This is a genomic window from Roseibium sp. M-1 (assembly GCF_054515675.1).
On record NZ_CM137257.1, the window covers coordinates 5,133,212 to 5,155,624 of the forward strand.

The 22,413-nt window shown below is 63.1% G+C and carries 18 protein-coding genes; 5 read left to right on the forward strand and 13 right to left on the reverse strand.

The window, feature by feature from the left end; all coding sequences use genetic code 11:
* Window positions 1-10: 10 nt before the first annotated feature.
* The 6 genes from iolD to ACX3M4_RS23310 form a co-directional block, all read right to left on the reverse strand.
* Entirely contained in the window at window positions 11-1,855 is a 1,845-nt protein-coding gene (iolD, locus tag ACX3M4_RS23285) for a 3D-(3,5/4)-trihydroxycyclohexane-1,2-dione acylhydrolase (decyclizing) (protein ID WP_459355351.1), read from the reverse strand.
* Complete coding sequence (locus ACX3M4_RS23290; RefSeq protein WP_459355352.1) at window positions 1,852-3,798, reverse strand: bifunctional 5-dehydro-2-deoxygluconokinase/5-dehydro-2-deoxyphosphogluconate aldolase; 1,947 nt, start codon at window positions 3,796-3,798, stop codon at window positions 1,852-1,854. The genes iolD and ACX3M4_RS23290 overlap by 4 nt, the downstream gene beginning before the upstream one ends.
* 43 nt (window positions 3,799-3,841) lie before the next feature.
* A complete protein-coding gene (locus ACX3M4_RS23295) occupies window positions 3,842-4,621 on the reverse strand; it encodes an ATP-binding cassette domain-containing protein (RefSeq protein WP_459355353.1) in 780 nt (259 codons plus the stop codon).
* A gap of 1 nt (window position 4,622) precedes the next feature.
* Complete coding sequence (locus ACX3M4_RS23300; protein WP_459355354.1) at window positions 4,623-5,750, reverse strand: ABC transporter permease; 1,128 nt, start codon at window positions 5,748-5,750, stop codon at window positions 4,623-4,625.
* Window positions 5,751-5,911: 161 nt separating this feature from the next.
* On the reverse strand, window positions 5,912-6,853 hold the full coding sequence (locus tag ACX3M4_RS23305; protein WP_459355355.1) for a sugar ABC transporter substrate-binding protein: 942 nt from the start codon (window positions 6,851-6,853) through the stop codon (window positions 5,912-5,914).
* 142 nt (window positions 6,854-6,995) lie between these two features.
* Complete coding sequence (locus ACX3M4_RS23310) at window positions 6,996-7,862, reverse strand: MurR/RpiR family transcriptional regulator (RefSeq protein WP_459355356.1); 867 nt, start codon at window positions 7,860-7,862, stop codon at window positions 6,996-6,998.
* A 116-nt stretch (window positions 7,863-7,978) separates the two neighbouring features.
* On the opposite strand from ACX3M4_RS23310, the gene iolG reads away from it, so the two are divergent.
* From iolG to ACX3M4_RS23335, 5 genes are all read left to right on the forward strand, one after another.
* Window positions 7,979-8,977: an inositol 2-dehydrogenase gene (gene iolG, locus ACX3M4_RS23315; RefSeq protein ID WP_459355357.1), complete on the forward strand. Its 999-nt coding sequence runs from the start codon at window positions 7,979-7,981 to the stop codon at window positions 8,975-8,977.
* A 173-nt stretch (window positions 8,978-9,150) separates the two neighbouring features.
* Window positions 9,151-10,275, forward strand: coding sequence for a Gfo/Idh/MocA family protein (locus ACX3M4_RS23320; protein WP_459355358.1), 1,125 nt, complete (start codon window positions 9,151-9,153; stop codon window positions 10,273-10,275).
* Window positions 10,276-10,444: 169 nt separating this feature from the next.
* Window positions 10,445-11,062, forward strand: coding sequence for an NAD(P)H-dependent oxidoreductase (locus ACX3M4_RS23325; protein ID WP_459355359.1), 618 nt, complete (start codon window positions 10,445-10,447; stop codon window positions 11,060-11,062).
* Window positions 11,062-12,948: a monovalent cation:proton antiporter-2 (CPA2) family protein gene (locus ACX3M4_RS23330; RefSeq protein WP_459355360.1), complete on the forward strand. Its 1,887-nt coding sequence runs from the start codon at window positions 11,062-11,064 to the stop codon at window positions 12,946-12,948. Before ACX3M4_RS23325 ends, ACX3M4_RS23330 begins: the two co-directional genes overlap by 1 nt.
* A 149-nt stretch (window positions 12,949-13,097) precedes the next feature.
* Window positions 13,098-13,772: a DsbA family oxidoreductase gene (locus ACX3M4_RS23335; protein ID WP_459355361.1), complete on the forward strand. Its 675-nt coding sequence runs from the start codon at window positions 13,098-13,100 to the stop codon at window positions 13,770-13,772.
* Between the two features lie 334 nt (window positions 13,773-14,106).
* On the opposite strand, the gene ACX3M4_RS23340 is transcribed toward ACX3M4_RS23335, so the two are convergent.
* The 7 genes from ACX3M4_RS23340 to ACX3M4_RS23370 all read right to left on the reverse strand — a co-directional run bounded on the left by ACX3M4_RS23340 (window position 14,107) and on the right by ACX3M4_RS23370 (window position 22,412).
* On the reverse strand, window positions 14,107-16,008 hold the full coding sequence (locus ACX3M4_RS23340) for a beta-galactosidase (protein ID WP_459355362.1): 1,902 nt from the start codon (window positions 16,006-16,008) through the stop codon (window positions 14,107-14,109).
* Window positions 16,009-16,296: 288 nt separating this feature from the next.
* Complete coding sequence (locus ACX3M4_RS23345) at window positions 16,297-17,139, reverse strand: SMP-30/gluconolactonase/LRE family protein (protein ID WP_459355363.1); 843 nt, start codon at window positions 17,137-17,139, stop codon at window positions 16,297-16,299.
* 4 nt (window positions 17,140-17,143) lie between these two features.
* On the reverse strand, window positions 17,144-17,758 hold the full coding sequence (locus ACX3M4_RS23350) for a 2-dehydro-3-deoxy-6-phosphogalactonate aldolase (protein ID WP_459355364.1): 615 nt from the start codon (window positions 17,756-17,758) through the stop codon (window positions 17,144-17,146).
* Window positions 17,755-18,675, reverse strand: a complete 921-nt coding sequence (locus ACX3M4_RS23355; RefSeq protein ID WP_459355365.1) for a 2-dehydro-3-deoxygalactonokinase — start codon at window positions 18,673-18,675, stop codon at window positions 17,755-17,757. Before ACX3M4_RS23355 ends, ACX3M4_RS23350 begins: the two co-directional genes overlap by 4 nt.
* Window positions 18,672-19,436 (reverse strand): SDR family NAD(P)-dependent oxidoreductase, encoded by a 765-nt coding sequence (locus ACX3M4_RS23360; protein WP_459355366.1) that lies wholly within the window; start codon window positions 19,434-19,436, stop codon window positions 18,672-18,674. Before ACX3M4_RS23360 ends, ACX3M4_RS23355 begins: the two co-directional genes overlap by 4 nt.
* A gap of 58 nt (window positions 19,437-19,494) precedes the next feature.
* Window positions 19,495-21,570: an alpha-galactosidase gene (locus ACX3M4_RS23365; protein WP_459355367.1), complete on the reverse strand. Its 2,076-nt coding sequence runs from the start codon at window positions 21,568-21,570 to the stop codon at window positions 19,495-19,497.
* A complete protein-coding gene (locus ACX3M4_RS23370) occupies window positions 21,567-22,412 on the reverse strand; it encodes a carbohydrate ABC transporter permease (protein WP_459355368.1) in 846 nt (281 codons plus the stop codon). Before ACX3M4_RS23370 ends, ACX3M4_RS23365 begins: the two co-directional genes overlap by 4 nt.
* Between the last annotated feature and the right edge of the window lies 1 nt (window position 22,413).

Below are 22,413 nucleotides of genomic sequence, written 5' to 3' on the forward strand. Positions count from 1 at the left end.
TTCCCCTCCCTCAGTCGACTAGGTTCTGGTGCTTCAGCGCCGCGACATACCCTTCGCGGGCATGTTTGACCTCGGGCCGTTCGGAAACCTCGGGCACGGCAACGTCCCACCAGTGGCCACCGCCATTCTCGCCCGGTCCGTGCATCGGGTCCGTGTCGATGACGATCACTGTCGGGATGGCCTGATCCCTGGCGGCGAGGATCTGGGCCTCGAGATCGGCAATGTCCTTCGCCTTCACCGCATGCGCGCCCATCGCGGCAGCATGGGCGACGAAGTCGATCTCCGGCTGGGCTTCCACGTTGCAGTCGGCATAGAGATTGTTGAAGCGGGCACCGCCCGTGCCCATTTGCAGCCGGTTGATGCAGCCATAGCCGCGGTTGTCGGTCAGAACCACGGTGAAGGGAACCCGCCGCATGACGGCGGTCGCCAGCTCCGAGTTCGCCATCATGTAGGAGCCGTCGCCGACGAAGCAGACGACGTCCCGCTCCGGCTGGGCGAGCTTGATGCCCATGGCGCCCGCGATCTCGTAGCCCATGCAGGAATAGCCGTATTCCATGTGATAGCCGCCCCGCGGTGCCTGCCACAGAAGCTTCAGCGCACCCGGCATGGTGCCGGCGGCACACATGGCGATGGTCTTGTCCGTCGAGGTGCGTTGCACCGCGCCGATGACTTCCGCATCAAGCGGCAGGTAGCCTTCCGGAACATCGGTGCGGGCGCTGCAATGGGCATCGACCTTGGCCAGCCAGTCGAGGCGCGCCTGCGGCTTGAAGGCGGACTTCTTTTCAGCTCCAAGTGCTGCCGAGATCTTCTCCAGCGACACTTTCGCATCGCCGATGACGCCGATGGCGCCGTGCTTCAGCGCGTCGTAGCTCTGGACGTTGATGGAGACGAGCTTGCGGCCGGGAGCCTTGAAGAGCGCCCACGATCCTGTGGTGAAGTCCTGGAAGCGGGTGCCGACGCCGATGACGAGGTCGGCTGTTTCGGCAATCTCGTTGGCGCATGCCGAGCCGTCAACCCCGGCAGTGCCGAAGTTCATCGGATGGGCTTGCGCCAGCGCCGACTTTCCGGCCTGGGTCTCGATCACCGGAATGCCGTGCTTCGTCGCAAACTCGCCGAGGGTTTCCTCAGCCCCGGAGTAGATCACCCCGCCGCCGCAGACGAGAACCGGGTTCTTCGCCTGCCGGATCATCTCGACAACGTCGGCAAGATCGCGGCTGTCGGGCTCGGGACGGCGAATGCGCCAGACCTTGGGTTCGAAGAAGCTTGCCGGATAATCGAAGGCCTCGGCCTGGGTATCCTGGCAGAAGGCAAGGGTCACGGGGCCGCAATTGACCGGGTCGGTCAGCACCCGGAAGGCCCGCGGCAGCGCGGTCAGCAGATGTTCCGGCCTCGAGATCCTGTCGAAGTAGCGCGAGACGGGGCGGAAGCAGTCATTGGCGGAAACCGTGCCGTCGTCGAAATCCTCCACCTGCTGCAGCACCGGGTCCGGCGCGCGGTTGGCGAAGACATCGCCGGGGATCAGCAGGACGGGCAGGCGGTTGACATGGGCAAGGGCGGCGGCCGTCACCATGTTGGTAGCGCCGGGGCCGATGGAGGAGGTGACGGCCATCGCACGGGTTCGTTTCTTCGCCTTGGCATAGGCGATGGCTGTGTGAGCCATGGTCTGCTCGTTCTGGCCGCGCCAGGTCGGCAGGGCATTGCCTGCCCGCTCCAGCGCTTCACCCAGACCGGCGACATTGCCATGGCCGAAGATCGCCCAGATGCCGTCGATGAAGCGTTCGCCATCCTCGGTCATCTGCGCGGAGAGATACCGCACCATGGCCTGGGCGGCGGTGAGACGGATCGTGCCGGTCATGCGGGTATTCCTTGCAGGTCGTTGACGCGGGCTGCCGTCCGGGCCTCGTCCCAGATGCGGCAGAGGCGTTCGAAGCGGCGGGTCATGTCAGCCACCGCATCCGCGTCTGTCAATTCACCGGCGAGCCATTTGCGGGCTGCGTCGGCGAAAATCGTCCGGCCGACGGCAAAGCCCTTCACCAGGGAGAACCGTGCGGCCTCCGCAAAACTCGCCGCGAGCTCTTCTTCCGGCGCATCGAGGCCGAGGACGACGATGCCGCGGGTGTAGGGATCGTTGTCGGTGATGGCCTCACAGGCCTTCGCCCAGGCTTCGGCCGTCGTCATCGGCTCCAGCTTCCACCAGTCCGGATAGATGCCGATCTCGTAGATCCGCCGGATGATATCAGCCGTCGTGTCGGAATTCACGGGACCGACTTTCGACGGGATCACCTCCAGCAGCATTTCCAGCTGGTTGCGACGGCAGGCGCCAAAGAGGCGTTTCAGCACATCCTCCTGCTCGGCCTTCATCGCGTCGGTGTCGTCCGGGTGATAGAAGCACAGGACCTTGACCACATGCTCCGCCGGCCATTCGGACAGGCCGCCGAAATCCGGACCGATTTCCGGTTCCAGTGACAGTGGCCGGGAGGCTGGCCACTCCACCGGATGACCGATCCAGAGACCGGTTCCGGCGGCCCGATAGAGCGCCTCGCGGCCGAGCCGGCTGTCGCACAGGATGCCGTAGCCCGGCTGGCCGTCCGCGACTGTCACGGCGGCATTGAGGCAGAGATTCTTGAAAGACCCGATCCGCGCAACACTCGCGCCGGCGGCTTCGGCCATCTGTTCCAACTGGATGCGGTGATCGAAAGCAAAGACGCGCATGGTCGACCAGTCGCCACCGTGGAGACGGGCGCGGTTGGTGGACCAGTGGATCTGCTCCAGCGCAGCGTCCTTGCGCAGCGCCTTGTCCTTGACGCCGCGTTTCAGGAAGAACTGCAATTCCTCCCAGCTCGGATAGGCAGGCGTGCAGCCGTGGCGGGAGACGGCGAAGGCGCCGCAGGCATTGGCATAGGTGAGGGCAGTGACCCAGTCCTCGCCGGTGATCCAGCCTTTCAGGAGGCCCGACATGAAGCCGTCGCCGGCACCGAGCACGTTGAAGACCTCGATGGGGAAACCGGGACCGGAAATGCCGTCGTCGAGACTGTCCGGAATGTCTCCCTCGAAGGCGACGGCGCCCATCGGGCCGCGCTTGCAGACAAGCGTCGCAGCAGAGACCTTGCGCACGTTGCGGAGTGCCACGATCGTATCCGTGGAACCGCCCGCTATGTGGAATTCTTCCTCCGTGCCGACGATGAGGTCGAAGAGATGCAGCGTCGACTGCAGCTTGGTGGTGACCTTTTCCGAGGCAATGAAACGGTTCTCGCCATCGCCATGGCCGGAAAGGCCCCAGAGGTTCGGCCGGTAGTCGATGTCGAGCGCCGTCCGGCCGCCGCTTTCCCTGGCAAGGCGCAGGGCCTTCAGGACAGCGGCCTCCGTGTTCGGGTGACTGAGATGGGTGCCGGTGGCAACGACCGCCCTGGCCGAAGCGATGAAGGCAGGGTCGATGTCGTCTTCACAGAGTGCCATGTCGGCGCAGTTCTCGCGGTAGAAGATCAGCGGGAACTGTTCCTGGTCGCGGATGCCGAGAAGGACGAGGGCCGTCAGACGCTCCTTGTCGGTGATCACGCCTTGGGTGTCGACGCCGTGCCGTTCCAGCTCTTCGCGGATGAAACGGCCCATGTGCTCGTCACCGACACGGGTGATCAGGCCGGACTTGAGGCCAAGGCGGGCGGTGCCGGTCGCCATGTTGGTAGGCGACCCGCCGATATACTTGTTGAAGCTGCCCATGTCCTCCAGACGGCCGCCTACCTGGGCTCCGTAGAGGTCGACCGACGAGCGGCCGATGGTGATGACATCGAGTTTCTTCACGTGCACATTCCGTAATATTCCGGCCGTTGCAAAGTCGGGGTGCCTAGATGGTTCCGCCGAGCGAGCCTTCCAGCTGGGCCAGTTCCTGGCCACCGGCCATCAGGTCCTGCAGTTCTTCCGCCTTGATTTCCCCGCGCGCCGCGGTGCCGAGCGTCTTGCCGCGGTTCAGCACCGTGAAACGGTCGCCGACGGCCATGGCATGGCGCACGTTGTGGGTGATGAAGACGACGCCGATGCCCTTCTGGCGCACCTTGTCGATGGTTGCCAGGACGTTGGAGGTCTGGCGCACACCGAGCGCCGAGGTCGGCTCGTCGAGGATCAGCACCTTGGCGCCGAAATAGACGGCTCTTGAGATCGCCACGGTCTGGCGTTCGCCTCCCGACAGCGTGCCGACAGCCTGGTCAGGCGAGCGCAGGTGGATCCCCATCTTGGCCATCTCGCTCAAGGTGACTTCGTTGGCCTGCGCGAAGTCGAAGAACTTGAACGGGCCGAAACGCTTCTGCGGTTCGCGTCCCATCCAGAAGTTCCGCGTCACCGACATTAGTGGGATCATCGCGAGATCCTGGTAGACTGTGGCAATGCCCGCCTCCATCGCATCGCGCGGACTGTCGAAGCTGACTTGCCTGCCTTCCATCAGGATCTTGCCCTTCGTCGGCTTGTGGACGCCGGACATGGTCTTGATGAAGGTGGACTTGCCGGCACCGTTGTCGCCGAGCAGGCAGTGGCATTCGCCGGCCTTGACCGAAACAGAGACGCCGTTGAGGGCGATGACGGGGCCGAAGTGCTTCTCGATATCGACGAGTTCGATCAGGTTGTCACTCATGTCAGCGCTCCCCCGTGATCATGCGTCGGATATAGGTGTTGAGGATCACGGCGAGGAGCAGGATCACACCGAGGAAGACCCGGAAGAGCGAGCTTTCGACACCTGCGAAGAAAAGGCCCTGCTGCACGACACCGAAGACGAGGGCACCGAGCGCCGCGCCGATGACCGAGCCGTAGCCGCCGGTGAGCAGTGCACCGCCGATGACCACGGAGATGATGGCTTCGAACTCCTTGAGCAGACCGCGGTCGGCTGCGGCAGAACCGAATTCCATCACCTGGCAGGTTGCGAGGACCGTGGCGCAGAAGGCTGACAGCATGAACATCAGGATCTTCACCCGGTTGACCGGCACGCCGACGTAACGCGCTGCCTGGGCATCGCCGCCGGCGGCGAAGATCCAGTTGCCGAAGCGGGTGCGGGTCAGGAGGATGTGACCGAAGACGATCAGGAGGAGCGCCCAGACCATCAGCATCGGAATGCCTTCGACGACGGGCTGGCCTGCCTTGGGGCCGGCGACGAACTTGCCGACGACACCCATGTCGGCGAGCCAGACGAAGAGGCCGGAAAGGATCTTGCCACCGAAGAGCCAGGCGATCGGATCGCCCTCGGCCACGTCCTTGACGCCGCCGATGATGGTCTGGCGGGTGGTGGCGATGGAAATGAAGATCGTCAGGCCGCGCAGGATGTAGAGGAACGCGAGGGTGACGATGAAGGAGGGCAGTCCGGTCTTGATCACCAGGTAGCCGTTGAGGGCACCGATGGCGAGCGCGATGGCAAAGGCGGCGAGGATCGAGACCCAGATCGGGAAGCCCCACTGCACGCTCATCAACGCGATGATGATGCCGGAAAAACCGATCATGGAGCCGACGGAGAGGTCGAACTCACCGGCGATCATCAAGAGGCAGGCGCCGACGGCAATGATGGCGAACTGGGCGGAAACGTTGCCCCAGTTGATGATGCCCTCGGGGGCGAACATGCCGCTGTCGCGGGCGATGGAGAGAAAGAAGATGAAGACAAGGATGACGCCGCAGATCGCGCCCAGCTCCGGGCGGATCAGGGCCTTGCGCATGGGCGACATTTCGCGGATGCGCTCGTCTTTCTGAGGGGCGGCTGCCGATTGGGTCTCAGCCATAGGTCTCCTCCTGCGTGCCGGAAAGGCCGGCCGCTTGTCAGGTGCGGCCCGGCCGCAGAACAGTGTCCGGATATCTGCGCTCGATCATAGCCAGGAGCGCGTTTCGTTAAAGGGAGAGGCGGGCGAGCCGCCTCCCCGGTGGCCGCGTTGCGGCCGGTTTCCTAGCGAAATTCGCCTGCGTATTTTTCAACAAGGGCAATGTTGGCCTTGGTCGTGAAGCCCGGGCCAGAGTTGATCGAGTTGCCCGGAACCACACCATAGCGGGTCAGGTTCGTCAGGATCACCACTGGCAGATAACCCTGAAGGTAAGGCTGCTGGTCGATGGCGAATGCGATCACGTCGGACTTGATGCCTTCGGCGATTTCACCGGAAAGGTCGAAGGTGCCGAAGTGGATCGTGCCGGACTTGCCCATTTCTTCAAGGGCGGCAAGCGTCGGGTGGGCCGAAGTCGGGCCAAGGGTCAGGACGCCGTTGGTGTCCGGGTTGCCCTGGAGATAGGCCATGACCTTGGACTTGATTTCCTGCGGGTCCTGGCCGCTGTCGATCATCTGACCGCCGAGTTCCACACCGAGTGCGTCGGCATAGCCCTGGCACCGCTCAACGGAAGCCGGGTTGGTGATGTAGTGGTTCACACACAGGAAGCTGGTGACGCCGGCTGCCTTCGCCTTTTCGCCCGCGCCCTTGCCGGCGGCATATTCAGGCTGGCCGACATGCATCAGCGCGCCGAGCTGCTTGGACTGCTCTTCGGTGCCGGAGTTGATGGTGATGACCGGAATGCCCTTGGCAACCGCGTTGGACAACGGGCCGGAGAGAACGTCGTAGTCGGCAATGGTTGCGATAATGCCGTCCGGATTGGAGGCGGAGGCCTGCTCGATGATGCGGGCCATGTCGGCAAGGTCACCGGTCGGCGGGTTGCGGTATTCCACCGTCACACCCATCTGGTCGCCGGCCACGGAAATGGCGTTCTTGATGGTGTTCCACCAGCTGTCGCTGTCCGGCGCGTGGCTGACCAGCACATAGCGCTCGCCGTCGGCGGAGGCAGGTGCGGTAAAGCCGGTGACGGCAATGGCAGCAGCGGCCATCGCGAAAAGTGTCTTCTTCATCATGTTCCTCCCAGAACGTGGACCGCGGGCCATAGTCTTTCCCACCCGCGTCAGAAGTCGTGTCGGCCCCGGAGAGCCCGTTGCCGTATTTGGAATATAAATTCCATTTTAAAAATTGTGCAACAGATTTTTTCCAAATTCGTCACAGGCGGTTGCGCTGAGCGCCGACGGAAACGGCCAAAGCGATGGCAAGGGAAAGACTTGCGGAGAGAGCACGGAAGGCTCCGACATCAAGTTCGGAGACCAGAAGCTGGATCGCTTTCAAGCGCGCCAGAGGGCTGGTGACCACATCGGTAATCGCAACAATGTCGGCCCCGGTGGCACGGGCCTTGGTCGCCATGTCGATGGTCATCTCGGTATAGGGCGCAAAGGTAACCGCGATCACCGCATCGTTCGGCCGGATCAGGTGCTCCATGTTGATGTTGGCAATGCCCGAATGCAGGACGGCCGGCACGTCCATTTTCTCGAAGGCATAGGCAAGATAGGACGTCACCGGGAAGGCGCGGCGGAAGCCAATCATGTGGATGGTTTCTGCCCGGGCCAGCACGTCCACCGCCTGTTGCAGGGCAATCGGGTCGACGGTTGTCAGCAGATTCTCAAGCGATGCGCGGCCGACTTCCACGAATTCGGCGAGCAGGGCGGAAGGCGACTCGGTGCCGTGGTCGCGCAGTTTTGCCAGACGGGTGGCATAGTCGGGCCATTTCTGCGAATAATCGGAGCGGAACAGTTTCTGCATCTGCGAAAAACCGGAAAAGCCCATTTCCTGGCAGAAACGCATCACGGCTGAAGGCTGCACGTCCGCGGCCTCGGCGAGGTCGGCAACCGTCGAAACGGCGACCCGGTCCGGATTGGCGGCGATGTAATTGGCGAACTGCTTCAGGCGTTTGGGCAGTCTTTCGGCGGTGCCGCCGAGGCGCTTGAAAAAGGCGTCGATGGATTCCGGCGCTACGAGGTTTTCGAGCGTGGCGGGAGTGGCGTCCTGATCGTCCTTGGGCGGGGCGTCTTTCATTCTGATCTTCTTTTCCGGCTTGACACGTTCCGTCGAAAGTGATTTTGGAATTTTTATTCTAAATTGGCAAGCGCCGGTTCGGCCGCCCGCCACATCGCCATCCGGGAGGAAAACTCATGGCCGTCAATGTCGCCCTGCTCGGGGCCGGACGTATCGGAAAAGTGCACGCAAAGGCCATCGGTTCCGCCGAAGGTGCAACGCTGGTTGCCGTTGCGGATGCCTTTGCCGAAGCCGCCGAGAGCCTCGCAAGAGCCTATGGCGCCCGGGTTTCCACCATCGACGAAATCGCGGCTGCCGCCGATATCGATGCGGTCATCATCTGCACGCCGACCGATACCCATGCGGACCTGATCGAGAAATTCGCGAAGGCCGGCAAGGCGATCTTCTGCGAAAAGCCTGTCGACCTGTCGCTGGACCGGGTAAAGGCCTGCCTGAAGACCGTTGAAGACCTCGGCGCGACGCTGATGCTCGGTTTCAACCGCCGTTTCGATCCGCATTTCCGCGCCGTGCGCGCGGCCATCGACGAAGGCCGCATTGGCGACGTCGAGATGGTGCATATCACGTCACGCGATCCGGGCGCGCCGCCGCCTGCCTATATCAAGGTCTCCGGCGGCATCTTCCGCGACATGACCATCCACGATTTCGACATGGCCCGGTTTCTGCTGGGCGAAGAGATCACCACGGTCTATGCGACGGCCTCTGTCCTGGTCGATCCGGAAATCGGCAAGCTCGGCGACTATGACAGCGCGACGGTGGTGCTGACGACGGCCTCCGGCAAGCAGTGTTCCATCTCCAATTCGCGCCGCGCCACCTATGGCTACGACCAGCGCATCGAGGTGCACGGTTCCAAGGGTGTCGTCAGCGCAGAGAACCAGCGCGCGGTCTCGATCGAACTGGCGACCGACGCCGGCTACACCCGTCCGCCGCTGCACGATTTCTTCATGACCCGCTACACGGAAGCCTATGCGGCGGAAATAACCGCCTTCGTGAAGGCCATCGAGGCGAAACAGGCCCCCTCGCCAAGCGGTGAGGATGGGCTGAAGGCACTGGCGCTCGCTGAAGCGGCGCTGAAGTCGGTTGCCGAACGCCGTGCCGTCGGCATGGACGAGGTTTGAGCAAAAACACACACCACGACCTCATCCTGAGGAGGACCGCCAGGTCCGTCTCGAAGGATGGGCGACACACACATGAGCAAGCGGCCCATCCTTCGAGACAGCGCTGACGCGCTTCCTCAGGATGAGGTTAAACCGTACGGCCGCGAACAGGTGCAATTGCAAGGATCAGCGCAATGAACAGTCTCGGCATCGGTTTGATCGGCACCGGTTTCATGGGCAAGTGCCATGCGCTTGCCTATGGCTCGGTGAAGGCGGTGTTCGGCGATGTGCCGGCGACCCGCCTGGAGGTTCTCTGCGACGTGCCGGCTGACAAGGCCGGTGCCTTCGCTGACCAGTTCGGCTTTGCCCGGGCAACGGACGACTGGAAGGATCTTGTTGCCGATCCGAAGGTCGACATCGTCTGCATCACGACACCCAACAAGGTGCACAGGGAAATGGCGCTGGCCGCGCTCAGCGCCGGCAAGCATGTGCATCTGGAAAAGCCGATGGCGCTGAGCCTCGACGATGCCCGCGAGATGCTGGCCGTTGCAGAAAAGACAGGTGCCAGGACCATCGTCGGCTACAACTACCTGCACAATCCGGCGGTATCCCACGCCCGCAATCTGATTGCGGATGGAGCCATAGGCCGGATCGTGCATTTCCGCGGCATGGTCGACGAGGATTACCAGGCCGATCCGGACCTCGCCTGGACATGGCGGGCCACCAAGGCCGATGCGGGCCTCGGCACGCTGGGCGACCTCGGCTGCCATCTGGTCTCGCTGGCAACCGCCCTTGTCGGTCCGGTCGAGAGCCTGATTGCGGAGACGAAGACCGTGCATGAGACACGGCCGATGGGCGAAGGTTCGAGCGAACGCCGTCCGGTCGAGAATGAAGACATCGCCTCGGCATTGCTGACCTTCCGCAACGGGGTGCACGGCGTCATCTCGACCTCGCGCAGTGCCTGGGGCCGAAAGAGCTACATCGCCTTCGAGGTGCATGGCACGGAGGGCATGATCACCTTTGACCAGGAACGCATGAACGAGCTGCGGCTCTATCAGAACCGCGGTCCGCTGGCCGAGCAGGGGTTCAAAACGCTGCTGACCGGCCCGGCCCATCCGCCCTATGGTCAGTTCGTGCCGGCGGCCGGTCACCAGCTCGGTTTCAACGACCTGAAAGTAATCGAGGTGCATGAATTCCTGCGCGCGATTGCCGAAGGCCGCGATGCCGTGCCGTCCTTCAAGGAGGCTCTGCATTTCGAAGCGGTGATCCATGCGATAGCGGAGGCAGGAGCGACCGGGCAGCGGGTGACCTTAAGCTGAACCTGCCGGTGGTCCGCGCAAAGGGGCTGCCGATTGTTCACGGGGCGCGAACGGGCTGGTTCCGGTCGCGCTCTTTTTCATGGGCCATAAACCCCTATAAAGTCCTGAAGAGACATGCCCCAACCGGCCCCGGCCGGAACGGCGGGCTCTCACATCATTGGGGGACTTCTTGGCCAAGGTACTCGTTCTCTTTGCCCATCCCCGGCCCGACCGGTCGGAGGTGAACCAGCCGCTTTTCGAAACTGCGCAGCGTGTGGAAGGCGTCACCGCCGTCGATCTCTATGCCGACTATCCGGATTTCAGCATCGACATCGACCGGGAACAGGCGCGGCTTGTGGCGCACGACGTCATCGTCTTCCAGCATCCGCTCTATTGGTATTCTGCCCCTGCCATAATGAAGGAATGGCAGGACCTGGTGCTGGAGCACGGCTTTGCCTATGGCCATGACGCCACGGCCCTGCGCGGCAAGGTCTTTCTGAACGCGGTCACGACGGGGGCAAAGCCGGAGGCCTATTCCGAGGCCGGCATGAACCATGCGGAATTGCGCAGCCTGCTTGGTCCGTTCGAAAAGACAGCCGACCTCTGCGGCATGCGCTACCTGGCGCCATTCGTTCTCTTCGGGGCAGGACGGGCGCTGGAACAGGATCGGCTCGCGGCGCATTGCAACGCCTATGACAGTCTTCTGAAAGCACTGGTTGCCGGGAGGCTGGATCTGGAGAGGGCTTCGAAGGCGGCGGCGTTGACCGACGTGCCGGATGATTTTCTTCTGAGTGGGGAGGCCGTCTGATGGCGTTGCTCAGCGAAGCCTTTGTTTACCTTTGCGCGGCTGTCATCGCGGTACCGATTGCCAACCGGCTCGGTCTCGGTTCGGTGCTCGGCTACTTGATCGCCGGGGTGGTGATCGGGCCGGTCATCGGCATTGTCGGCTCGGAAACCGTCGACGTGCAGCATTTCGCAGAATTCGGCGTGGTGATGATGCTGTTCCTGGTGGGGCTTGAATTGCAGCCGGCCATGCTCTGGAAGATGCGTCAGCAACTGATCGGTCTTGGCGGGTTGCAGGTCGTCGGAACGGCGCTGGTTTTTTGCGGGATCGGCCTGCTGTTCGATCTGAGCTGGCAGAGTGCCTTGGCGCTCGGCATGATCCTGTCGCTCTCCTCAACCGCCATCGTGCTGCAGACGCTCAACGAAAAAGGCTGGCTCAGGACGCAGGGCGGGCAGAGTTCGTTCTCGGTGCTGCTGACCCAGGACATTGCCGTCATCCCGATGCTGGCTCTCTTGCCGCTGCTTGCCGTCGGTGGGGTTCACACCGGTTCTGAGGGCCATGGCGAAAGCGCCGGACATGGTGGTGAGGCCCTGGCGGGTCTGCCGGGCTGGGCGCAGGCGCTGGTGATCCTGGTGGTCATCGCCGCGATCATCGTTGCCGGCCGGCATCTGCTGCGACCGGTTTTCCGCTTCATCGCCGAGGCGCATTTGCGGGAAATCTTCACGGCAACCGCGCTTCTGCTGGTGATCGGCATCGCTCTCCTGATGGATTTCGTCGGCCTGTCGCCGGCGCTCGGCACTTTCCTTGCCGGGGTGGTCCTCTCCGACAGCGATTACCGGCACGAGCTGGAAAGCGACATCGAACCTTTCAAGGGTCTGTTGCTGGGCCTCTTCTTCCTGACGGTCGGAGCAGGCATCGATTTCGATCTTCTCTTCGGTTCGCCGTTCGTCATCCTTGGTCTCGCCATCGGCCTGATGGCAGTGAAGTTCGCCGTTCTTTTCCTGCTCGGCCTTCTCTTCCGTCTCAAGGGACCGGACCGCTGGCTCTTCGCTCTCGGACTGGCGCAGGCAGGTGAATTCGCCTTCGTTCTCTTTGGCTTTGCCGGCGGGGCCGGGGTGCTGGAACCATCGCTGATCAAGACCATGACGCTGGTGGTCGCAATCTCCATGCTGCTGACCCCGGCGCTTTTCATCTTTTATGAAAAGGTGGTAGCGCCCCGCGCTCTTGCCCGGGCCGCGGGGCAGGAGCCGGATGTCATCGACCGGCGCGGACGGGTCGTCCTTGCCGGCATGGGACGGTTCGGACAGATCGTCTCGCGGCTGCTGCTCACCAGCGGCTATGAGGTCATCATCCTCGATCACGATCCGCAGACCATCGAGAACCTGCGCAAGATCGGCATTCGTACCTTTTATGGCGATGCTACAAGACCGGATCTGCTGCACGGCACGGGGCTCGGCGAGGCGGATCTCTTCATCGCGGCGCTTGACGATCGCGACAAGCAGACGACGCTTGTGGAGCATGTCGCCCGAACCTATCCGAAGGTGCGCATTCTCGCCCGGGCGCGCGACCGCCACCACGTCTATGAACTGGAAAATGCCGGTGCACATTATGCAGAGCGGGAAGTCTTCGAGGGGTCCCTCGCACTCGGACGGAAGGCTCTGGAAGAACTCGGCTTCCATCCCTTTCGTGCCCGCACCAAGGCGCGGGAATTCCGGCACCACGACATTGCGATGCTCGATGATCTGCGTGAGAACTTCAATGACGGCGGCGCGGACGCCTCCTATATCGACGCCATGCGTGCCCATTCCGAGACGCTGTTTCAGATCATGCAGGTCGACCGGGGCGGCGAGCGGCACGAGCGCACCGAACGCGGCTGGAACCCGCCTCCCAAGGGGGACGCAACGCTGTGATCTGCAGCGGGGCAGACGCGGCCTTCTGGCAGTTGGTGGTTTCCCGGCGGTAACCTGAGCCTTTTCGGCGGTTGGAACGGCCCCTATATGCGGGTCAAGACAATGCGGCCGGCTCAGCTGTCCGGGCGGGCCGGAGACAAGGATATTTCATGACCTCTCAAGATACCGGCGCCAACGCCGATCCCGTGCTGCAGATCGATATCGTCTCGGATGTCGTCTGCCCCTGGTGCATCGTCGGCTTCAAGCAACTGGAGCAGGCAATCGCCCGCACCGGCGTTTCGGCAACCGTCAAATGGCATCCGTTTGAACTCAATCCGGATATGGCCGAGGACGGCGAGAACCTGCGCGAGCACATCATGCGCAAATACGGCTCCACGGCGGAACAGTCGCAGGCGGCTCGCGACCGGCTGACAGCACTCGGCGCGGACCTCGATTTCGACTTCCGCTTCTCCGATGACATGCGCATGGTGAACACTTTCAAGGCGCACCAGCTCATTCATTGGGCGGGGCCGGAAGGCAAGGAGCACCAGCTGAAGATGGCGCTGTTCGAGGCCTATTTCGGTGAGCGCAAGAACCTGAACGACAACGAGGTCCTGGCGGATGTCGCAGCTTCCATCGGCCTCGATCGTGCCGAGGCGCTGACCGTCCTGGAGGACGGGCGCTTTGCCGACGTTGTCCGGGCTGAGGAAGCCTTCTGGACCGGCAACGGTATCCACGGCGTTCCGGCCGTCATCTTCGACCGCCAGCATCTGGTGTCAGGGGCTCAGGGCGCCGACAATTTCGCCGCGATCATCACGGAGCTGACGAAGGGCAGGGCGGCCTGAAGACCCTGCCGTATTCCTCCGGTGTCATGCTCGTGAAAACGGGGACCCAGGACCTTTCATCGTAAGCTGCTTGCTCGAAAACAACCGCCCGGGACTCCTAGGTCCCGGGTCTGCGCTGCGCTCCACCCGGGAGGACAGCCGAGGATTGCCGAGAGCCGCTCGAGCAAGCAAAGCCTGCCCTGTCCAAACCCGAAACCTCATCCTGAGGAAGCGCGAAGCGCTGTCTCGAAGGATGGGCAGCTTGCTCAGGAGCGTGTGGCCCATCCTTCGAGACGGACCTGACGGTCCTCCTCAGGATGAGGTAAAAACGGGGGCAAGGCTCCCGCCTTCGCCATCAAATCTTCTCGAACAACACGCCGGCCGCCTCGATCCGCCCGGCGGGTGTGTGGGCCGGTTCCGCACCGTAGTTGGTCCAGATCCTGAGACCGTCGGTCTCCCGGCAACGCACGCCGCCCGAGAGGTCCAGCGTCGGGATTCCGGCCTCCGCACAGAGGTTTGAGAAGATCCGTTTCAACGCGGTTTCATCACCCCAGCCGCCGACATAGGTCATGTGGTCCTGGCGCATGACGGCCGATTGGCCGTCCTCCAGTTCCAGGATGACCTCGGCAACACCTTCCAGTTCCTCGCGGTAGCCGGTGAAGTGGCCACCACCTTTCAGCGCCATCGGCATGTCCGGGCGCAGGCTTTCCACGCGCGCCACGGTGACTTCTAGCCCCGGAATGTCCGGCGGCAGCGGTACGGGGATGACCATGTCGGCATCGCGGGCGGCGGTTCTCGGGCCGAGGACGACATGGGCCTCCGCCTCGGCGAGTGCAGTCTTCATGTCCTGCGGCATATGGATGAGGCCTGGCACCGCGACGATCCTGTAGCCGGAAAAATCCCGTGTCTCGCCGCGGACGATGTCGACGCTGAGACCGAGTTTTCTGAGGGCCTTGTAGGTGTCGAAAACGAGCTGGAAATAGGCAAGGCCTTTGCCGTGCGGCTGGGTGGTCCAGGCAAAATCGGCATCGTAATCGAAGACCAGTGCTATCGGCGCCTGGGGCGCGGAAACATCCGGGGCGTCGCGCAGCTCGCCGGCGACCTGGCGGGCTTCGATCAATGCGGGGGCGTCGGCATTGTCCGGGCGCAGCATGCCGGCATGCATCTGCTCCTGGGCAAAAGGCGCCTGCCGCCAGCGGAAATAGCAGACAGCTTCCGCGCCATGGGCATAGGCTTCCCAGGCCCAGAGCCGCATCATGCCCGGCAGGGGGGCGGGGTTGTAGGGGGCCCAGTTCACCGGTCCCGGCTGTTGCTCCATCACCCACCAACGCCCCCGGCCGACGGCGCGGTAAAGGTCGTGGTGGAAGGCCTGGAAATCCGGATCGCCCTGACGATTGAAGGCACGCTGATGCTCGTCCTCGCCGGTGAAACGGTCCTCCAGGAAGCCGAGCGGGTAGCTGTCCCAGGTGGCGATGTCGAGATCGTCGCCGACCTTGAAGTGATCGAAATCAGTGATCCGGCCCATGTAGTTGTGGCTGATCGGGGCATCGGAATGCGCGCGGATGATGTCGACCTGCCGCTTGTTGAAGCTCACCACCTGATCGGAGGAAAAACGCCGGAAGGCAAGGGTGTGCGACGGGTTCGGCTCGGTTACCGTCAGGTTGGGCAGATCGATCTCGTCGAAGGAGAGATATTCCATCGACCAGAAGACATTGCCCCAGGCGCGGTTGAGCGCCTCGATGGAGCCGTAGCGCTGCTTCAGCCAGCCCCGGAACGCTTGCCTGGTGGCATCCGAATAGGACAGGACCGTGTTGTGGCAGCCGTATTCATTGTCTGTCTGCCAGGCGCCGACATACGGATTGCGGCCATAACGCTCTGCGATCAGCCTGACGATCCGGTCGCTTTCCTGCCGGTAGCCTTCATGGGAAAAGCAGTAGTGGCGGCGGGAGCCGAACTTGCGCGGATGGCCGTTGGCATCGACCGCCACCATGTCCGGATGCTTGTCGACGACCCAGCGCGGCGGTGTAGCTGTTGGCGTGCCGAGGACCACCTTGAGGCCCGCCCGACCCAGGATCGTGATCGCCCGGTCAAGCCATTCAAAATGCAAGTCGCCGGGTCTGGGCTCAATACGCGACCACGCGAATTCGCCGATGCGGACCCAGGTGAGACCCGCCTCCGCCATGCGCCGCGCGTCCGCTTCCCAGATCTCTTCCGGCCAATGTTCCGGGTAATAGCAGGTGCCGAGGGTGCGTTTCATCTTGTGACCTCATCCAATTGGAGCAGGTGTTGTTCTACAAAAGCCTCAAAGCTTGCTCCCCTCTCCCCCCTTGCGGGGGAGATGTCAGCTATTGCTGACAGAGGGGGGGCACAGCCTCTCGGCTTAGTCAGTCCGTTTGTATTTGCCGCACCGCTGACACCCCCCTCTGTCCGGTTCCCGGACATCTCCCCCGCAAGGGGGGAGAGGGGAGCAAGGCGCAAAGCCCGATCCATTCCGTGATGCCAGATCTCCGCTGCGCCGCGTCCGGAAGGACTGTTTTTGCGGGTTCTACAGCACCACCCGGTGCTCCCGCTGTCCGCGCACAGAAACCTGGGCAAAGAACGTCTTGCCGTCGTCGTCGCGGCCATCAAGCCCTTCCTTGGCAGATGTCGCAAAGAGGGTTTGCAGATCCGCGCCGCCAAAGGCCGGGCAGGAGATCTGTTCAGCCGGCAGGGAGACCGCTTGGGCGAATGTTCCGTCCGGCGCATACCGGGCAACGTGGTTTGCACCCCAGTGGGCGTTCCAAAGGAAACCTTCGCTATCGACCACCGCGCCGTCCGGATTGAACCCGTCTTCGGAAAGATCGACGAAGCGAACCGGCGAACCGGCCGGCCAGCCGTCGCCGTCCAGACCAACCTTCTGAATGACCTGCGTGTCGGTGTCTGCGAAATAGGCGGTCTTGCCATCTGGGGCAAAGCAGATCGCATTGGAAATCGTTATGTCGCTGAACAGCCGGCGCAGCTCTCCCTTGTAATAGCGATAGATCGACCCGGCGCCTTTCTCGGCGTTGAAGCCCATGGTGCCGATCCAGAAGCCGCCCTTCGGATCGGCGCGGCCGTCGTTGGAGCGGGTCACCTGATTGTCCGCTTCCAGATCACATATCTTTGCCGATGCTTCCGTTTCCAGATTGAACAGGAACAGCCGGCTGGCGCTGGCAATCAGCAGTTCATTCCGGCTGACCCAGCCGGCCGCCGAGACGTATTCGTCGAATTGCCACGTCCGCGGGGTTCCGTTGTCCCGGCTAAGGAGACGCTTGTTCAAAATGTCGAACCAGAACAGCTGCTGCCTCTCCGGGTGCCACAACGGTCCCTCGCCCAGCAGACACTGACGGTCATCGAAAATGGTGCTCATGACGTCATCCGTTGGCTGAGACCGCCGCATCGTAGGCGGTGACGATCCTGTTGGCGCGATCGCGGATCTCCGCGACTGTAAAACCCGGCTTGAAAAGGGCCGTGCCGATGCCGAAACCGGTTGTGCCGACCTTGATCCAGTCGCCGAAATTCTCCGGACCCGCACCGCCGACCGCATAAGTCGCGGTGCCTTTCGGCAGCACCGCCAGCATGGCTTTGAGGCCGTCGGGTCCGATGAGAGAGGCCGGGAAGAACTTGAGTCCGTCCGCACCGTTTCTGAGTGCAGTGAAACATTCGGTCGGCGTCATGACGCCGGGAAAGGACGACATGCCTTCGGCCTTGGTGGCTCGGATCACATCCGGGTTGCAGTCCGGCGAGACGATCAGGGTGCCGCCGGCCGATTTCACCTGCGCTACCTGTGCCGGCTCCAGCACCGTCCCGGCACCGATCTCGGCCCTGTCAGAGAAGGCCTTGGCCATCGCCGCGATGCTTTTCAGCGGGTCCGGCGAATTGAGCGGCACCTCGATGCGGGTGATCCCCGCCTCGATCAGGCTTTCCGTGACCGGCAAGGCTTCGTCCGGGGTCAGGCCGCGCAGGATGGCGATCAGGTTGCGGCTCATGAAAGAACTTTCGCATAGGAGGAATAGGCAAGCGCAAGGCCGTTCAGCGTCAGGCTGTCCGCATCCAGAAGCCGGGCCTTGTGGCCGAGACAGTCAAGCGCGGAGCGATAGGCTTTGGCGATGCCTTCGCTGCCGAGGATCGCAACGCCGTCAAGATCGAAGTCCGGCCGGATGGCGGCGAGTTCGGAGCCGATCAGCAGACCGGACAGGCGCCCGCGCGCCTCAGCCGGGCTGAGGCCGGCGATGAGCCCCGCGGCCCGGATACCGAAGAGATCGGCAACCAGGGTCTGAGGAGCACCAAGGATGCTTTTGACAGCATCGCCGAACGCTTCCTGATCGAGATCTTCCGGTGACAGACCGTGGCGCAGGACCGACTGCCTGGCGAGGAGCGCGAAGGTCTCCCCGGTCATGCAGGTGCGGAAGCCTTCGATGCGCCCGTTGTTGAGTGACACCCACTTGGTGTGAGTGCCTGGCAGGCAGAGCGTGCCGGAATAGCCGCCATTCTCCGCCAGAAATCCTGCAATCTGCGTTTCCTCGCCGCGCATGACGTCAGGCGGGGTCAACTGCTTGATGCCGGGCAGGATGCGAACGTCCAGGCGCGGGTCGCTTGCCGGCGCACGGGTTGCTTCGCTCAAGGACGGCGGCGGGCAGGGCACGGTTTCATAAGGAGCCTCGGCCCAGCCCTGTCGCGAGCCCGCCATGCCGCAGACGATCACAGGTGTTTGAGTGCGGTCCGGCAGCAGGTCGCCGGCAAGGTCCAGAAGCGCCGGCTCGAAGTCCTTGCGGGCGAGCTTGCCCATGCCCTTGTCAGAGCTGCGATGCGCAAGCACCTCGCCGGTCTCTGCAAGCGCCCAGATGCGCAGATTGGTGGTGCCCCAATCCACAGCGAGCCAGGCTGTTTTCGGGTCTTTGGTCATCCCGTCACCACCACACCGCCGTCGACGACGAGCGACTGTCCGGTCATCGCCCGGCTTGTTTTGGACGCCAGAAACAGCACGGGATCGACCATGTCATCCGGCACCAGTTCGACCTTCAGGCACTGCCGGTCGATATGGGCGGCAAGACCTTCCGGCGTCACCCACATGTCGCGCTGTTTCTGGGTGAGGATCCAGCCGGGGGCAATCGCATTGACGCGGATGTTGTCGGCGCCGAATTCGCGCGCAAGACTCCGGGTCAAGCCGTTAATGCCCGAATTGGCGGTTGTGTAGGCGGCGTAGCCGGCGTTGCCCATCATGTAGGAGATGGAGGTGAAGTTGACGATCGAGCCGCCACCGGCGGCGCGCATGCCGGCGATGACATGCTGGCAGGCGAAGAAATAGGCCTTCAGGTTGATTGCCTGCGACCAGTCCCAGAAAGCCTCGTCAACTTCCTCGGTCTTGTGACGCTTGTCGTTGGCGGCGTTGTTGACGAGTACGGTAATCGGACCGTGCGCCTCAGCGGCCTTGTCGATGGCAGCCTTCAGGGCGGTCATGTCGGTGATGTCGCAGGGCAGGAACAGAGGCCGCCGGCCGTATTTTGTTTCCATGTCGCCGCAGAAACCGGACGCGTCGGAGCGCTGCACGAAAGCGACCTTCGCCCCCTGGTTCAGAAAGCCCTCGGTCAGGGCCGCGCCAATGCCGGAGCCACCGCCGGTGATGAAGACCGATGCGTCCTTCAGATCGGGATAGGTGGCGTACATGGCACTTCCTTAAATGTTGGGCGGCGTCAGCCGAAATAGTCCGCTTGAGTAACGTTACTCAGATTTTTTCGCCCTTCAGAACCCAGATTGTTTCCGGGAAGCGCCAGGGCAAGGTGAGGCCATGGGACATGAGATATTGTCCACTGACCTCAAGGTCTCGGGATTTCAGGAGAGGCACGCTGCGTGAAAGCCGCGGTGCCTCGTCCCGATTGATGAGTGTTATCGCGTATCGGGCCTCCGGGTCCAGTCCGGTCAGCTGCAGGGGATAGGGAAGGATCTGGTCTGAGGGGCGGGTCAGTGCCGCGAAGACCACGAAATTCCCGCCGTCCTGCGAAAGCTGCTGTTCTGCGATGACGGCAGGATCGGAGCTGTCGAGGCGCAGGATATCGGCCTCACTCATCCAGTCCCGGTTGTCCTTCCACCAGCTGGTCACCTCGCGCAGGGTCTCGGCTTCGGCATCGGTCAGTTCCCGCGGGTCCATCTCGAAGCCCATGTGGCGCTGCGCGGCGGTCCAGGCGCGCAGGCGGATGTCGATGGTGCGGCCCGAGGTGTGGCAATGGCGCGGGCCGACATGGGAGCCTGTGACCGAAGCGGGCAGGAAGAGCGCGGCATCGTGCTGGATGCGCTGACGCTCAAGCGCGTCGTTGCTGTCCGACAGCCACACACGGTGCGTGCGCTCCAGGACACCGAAATCGATGCGACCGCCGCCGGATGAGCAGCTTTCGATCTCGACATGCGGGAAATCGGCGCGCAGCCGGTCAACCAGGGCGTAGAAACCTTCTGCCTGGCGGCTGTCGACGACCGGGAGCACGCGGTTATGATCCCACTTGATGTAGCCGATGTCGTTGTTGGCCAGCACCTCGGCGATCTGGCCATGGAGATAGTCGCGGACCTCCTGCCGGGACATGTTGAGCACGAGCTGCTGGCGGCCGCGGATCTGATCCGCCGGGCCCAGGACCCAATCCGGATGCGCCCGGAAGAGTTCGCTGTCCTCGTTGACCATTTCCGGCTCGAACCAGATGCCGAACTGGAGCCCCAGCGATGTGACATGCTCGATCAGCGGCGTGAGGCCGTCCGGGTACTTGCGCCTGTCGATGACCCAGTCACCCAGCGAGGAGGTATCGTCGTCGCGGCGGCCGAACCAGCCGTCGTCAAGGACGAAGCGCTCGGCGCCGAGATCGGCCGCCTTGTCGGCAATGGCCTTGAGGTCTTCAAGATCATGCCGGAAATAGACGGCTTCCCAGCAATTGTAATGCACCGGCCGGGGCGATTTCGCGCCCTTTACCAGATGATCTCGGACATGACGCTGGAAACGCACGGCCGCTCCGTTGAAGCCGGTTGACGAGTAAGTCGCATAGAGCGGCGCGCTGACAAAGTGGCGGCCTTTCGGCAGGCTCGCCGAGGCATGGCCGAATTGCACCTGGCGGCGGCCGTCTGCCAGTTCCTCGGCGACCATCCGGTGCCCGCCGGACCAGCCGTAGTGGAAGGCGAAGGCTTCGCCGGCGGTGTTGGACGTGCCCTGATTGCAGACAATCAGTCCGGGAAAATGGGCATGGTCCGTGCGGCCGGTGCGGTTGTCGCGCAAACGGGCGCCGGGCGCGAAAGGCAGGCGGCGGGTGAGGAATTCGGCACACCAGCGGCCGGAGAATTCGATCATTTCGCCGGCATGGGCCGGAACCGGCAGGACGGGTGCCGCCAGCCAGTCGACGGTGATCTCGTTCGCGCTTTCAAGGCGCGTCTGCAGTTTCAGGAGTGACGTGCCTTGCGTCAGGACGAGATCGAAGACGAGGGACAGGCCGAGATCGGTGTCGGCAAAAACCAGTGTCAGCCCATCGCCGGAGGCAGCATCGCTTTCGAAGCGAAAGCTCGGCAAGAGCGGAGCGCCGGATGCATCTCTTGCCGTGAGGCCGGTCTGTCCCGGGAAGGTCTCGGAGGCTTCCGGGCAGAGGCTGAGGCCGGCATTGCGGTCGACCATGCCGCCGGTGACATCCATGCGAGAGGCTGCGGCAAGTGTTTCCAGTTTCTCGCCCGCGGGAAGGGCGGGGCCCCAGTAAATTGCTTCCGGCAACCTCTTGTCGAAGCTGGCGAGGACCAGGCTTTGATGGTCATCTCGCAAGTGCCAAGTCTTGATCACTTCACGGCTCCGAGCGTCAGGCCGGCGATGAAGTGCCGCTGCATCAGGAAGAACATCGCAACCGGCGGAAGGGCCGCGACGATGGAGCCGGCGGACACAAGCTGCCAGGCGGCGATCCACTGGCCGTTGAGCGAATAAAGCCCTGCCGTCACCGGCTGGGTTTCGGCCGATGTGGTCAGGACCGTTGCCCAGAAATAGTCGTTCCAGATGAAGGTGAAGATCAGCACCGAGAGAGCCGCGATGGCCGGGCGCATCAAGGGCAGCACGACATACCAGTAGATCCGCCATTCGGCGACGCCGTCGACACGGGCTGCCTCGATCAGCTCGCGCGGCAGGGCGCGGATGAAGTTGCGCATGAAGAGGGTGCAGAAGCCGGTCTGGAAAGCGACATGGAACAGCACCAGGCCGGTGGTGGTGTTGTAGAGGCCGAGATGCACTGTCATGTCGCGCACCGGAACCATCAGGATCTGGAACGGCACGAAGTTGCCGGCAACAAACAGGAAGAAGATCGGCAGGTTGCTGCGGAACTTGTAGATGCCAAGAGCAAAGCCGGTCATGGTCGACAGGGCGACAGCGCCGATTACCGTCGGAATGGTCGCCTTGAAGGAGTTCAGGATGTACTGGCCGATGGGCGAGTTCTGGAAGACATCGGCGTAGTTCGTAAGCGCGATGGCGGAGGGCCAGCCGAAATAGTTTCCGGCGGCAAGGTCCGAGGCGGGGCGGATCGATGTCATGGCGACGCCGAGCAGCGGCAGCAGCCAGAGGATCAATGCGGCCGGCAGGGCAAGCTTGTAGGCAATGCGCGCGGCGGGGGAGGTCTGTTCGATCGGACGGGGAAACATA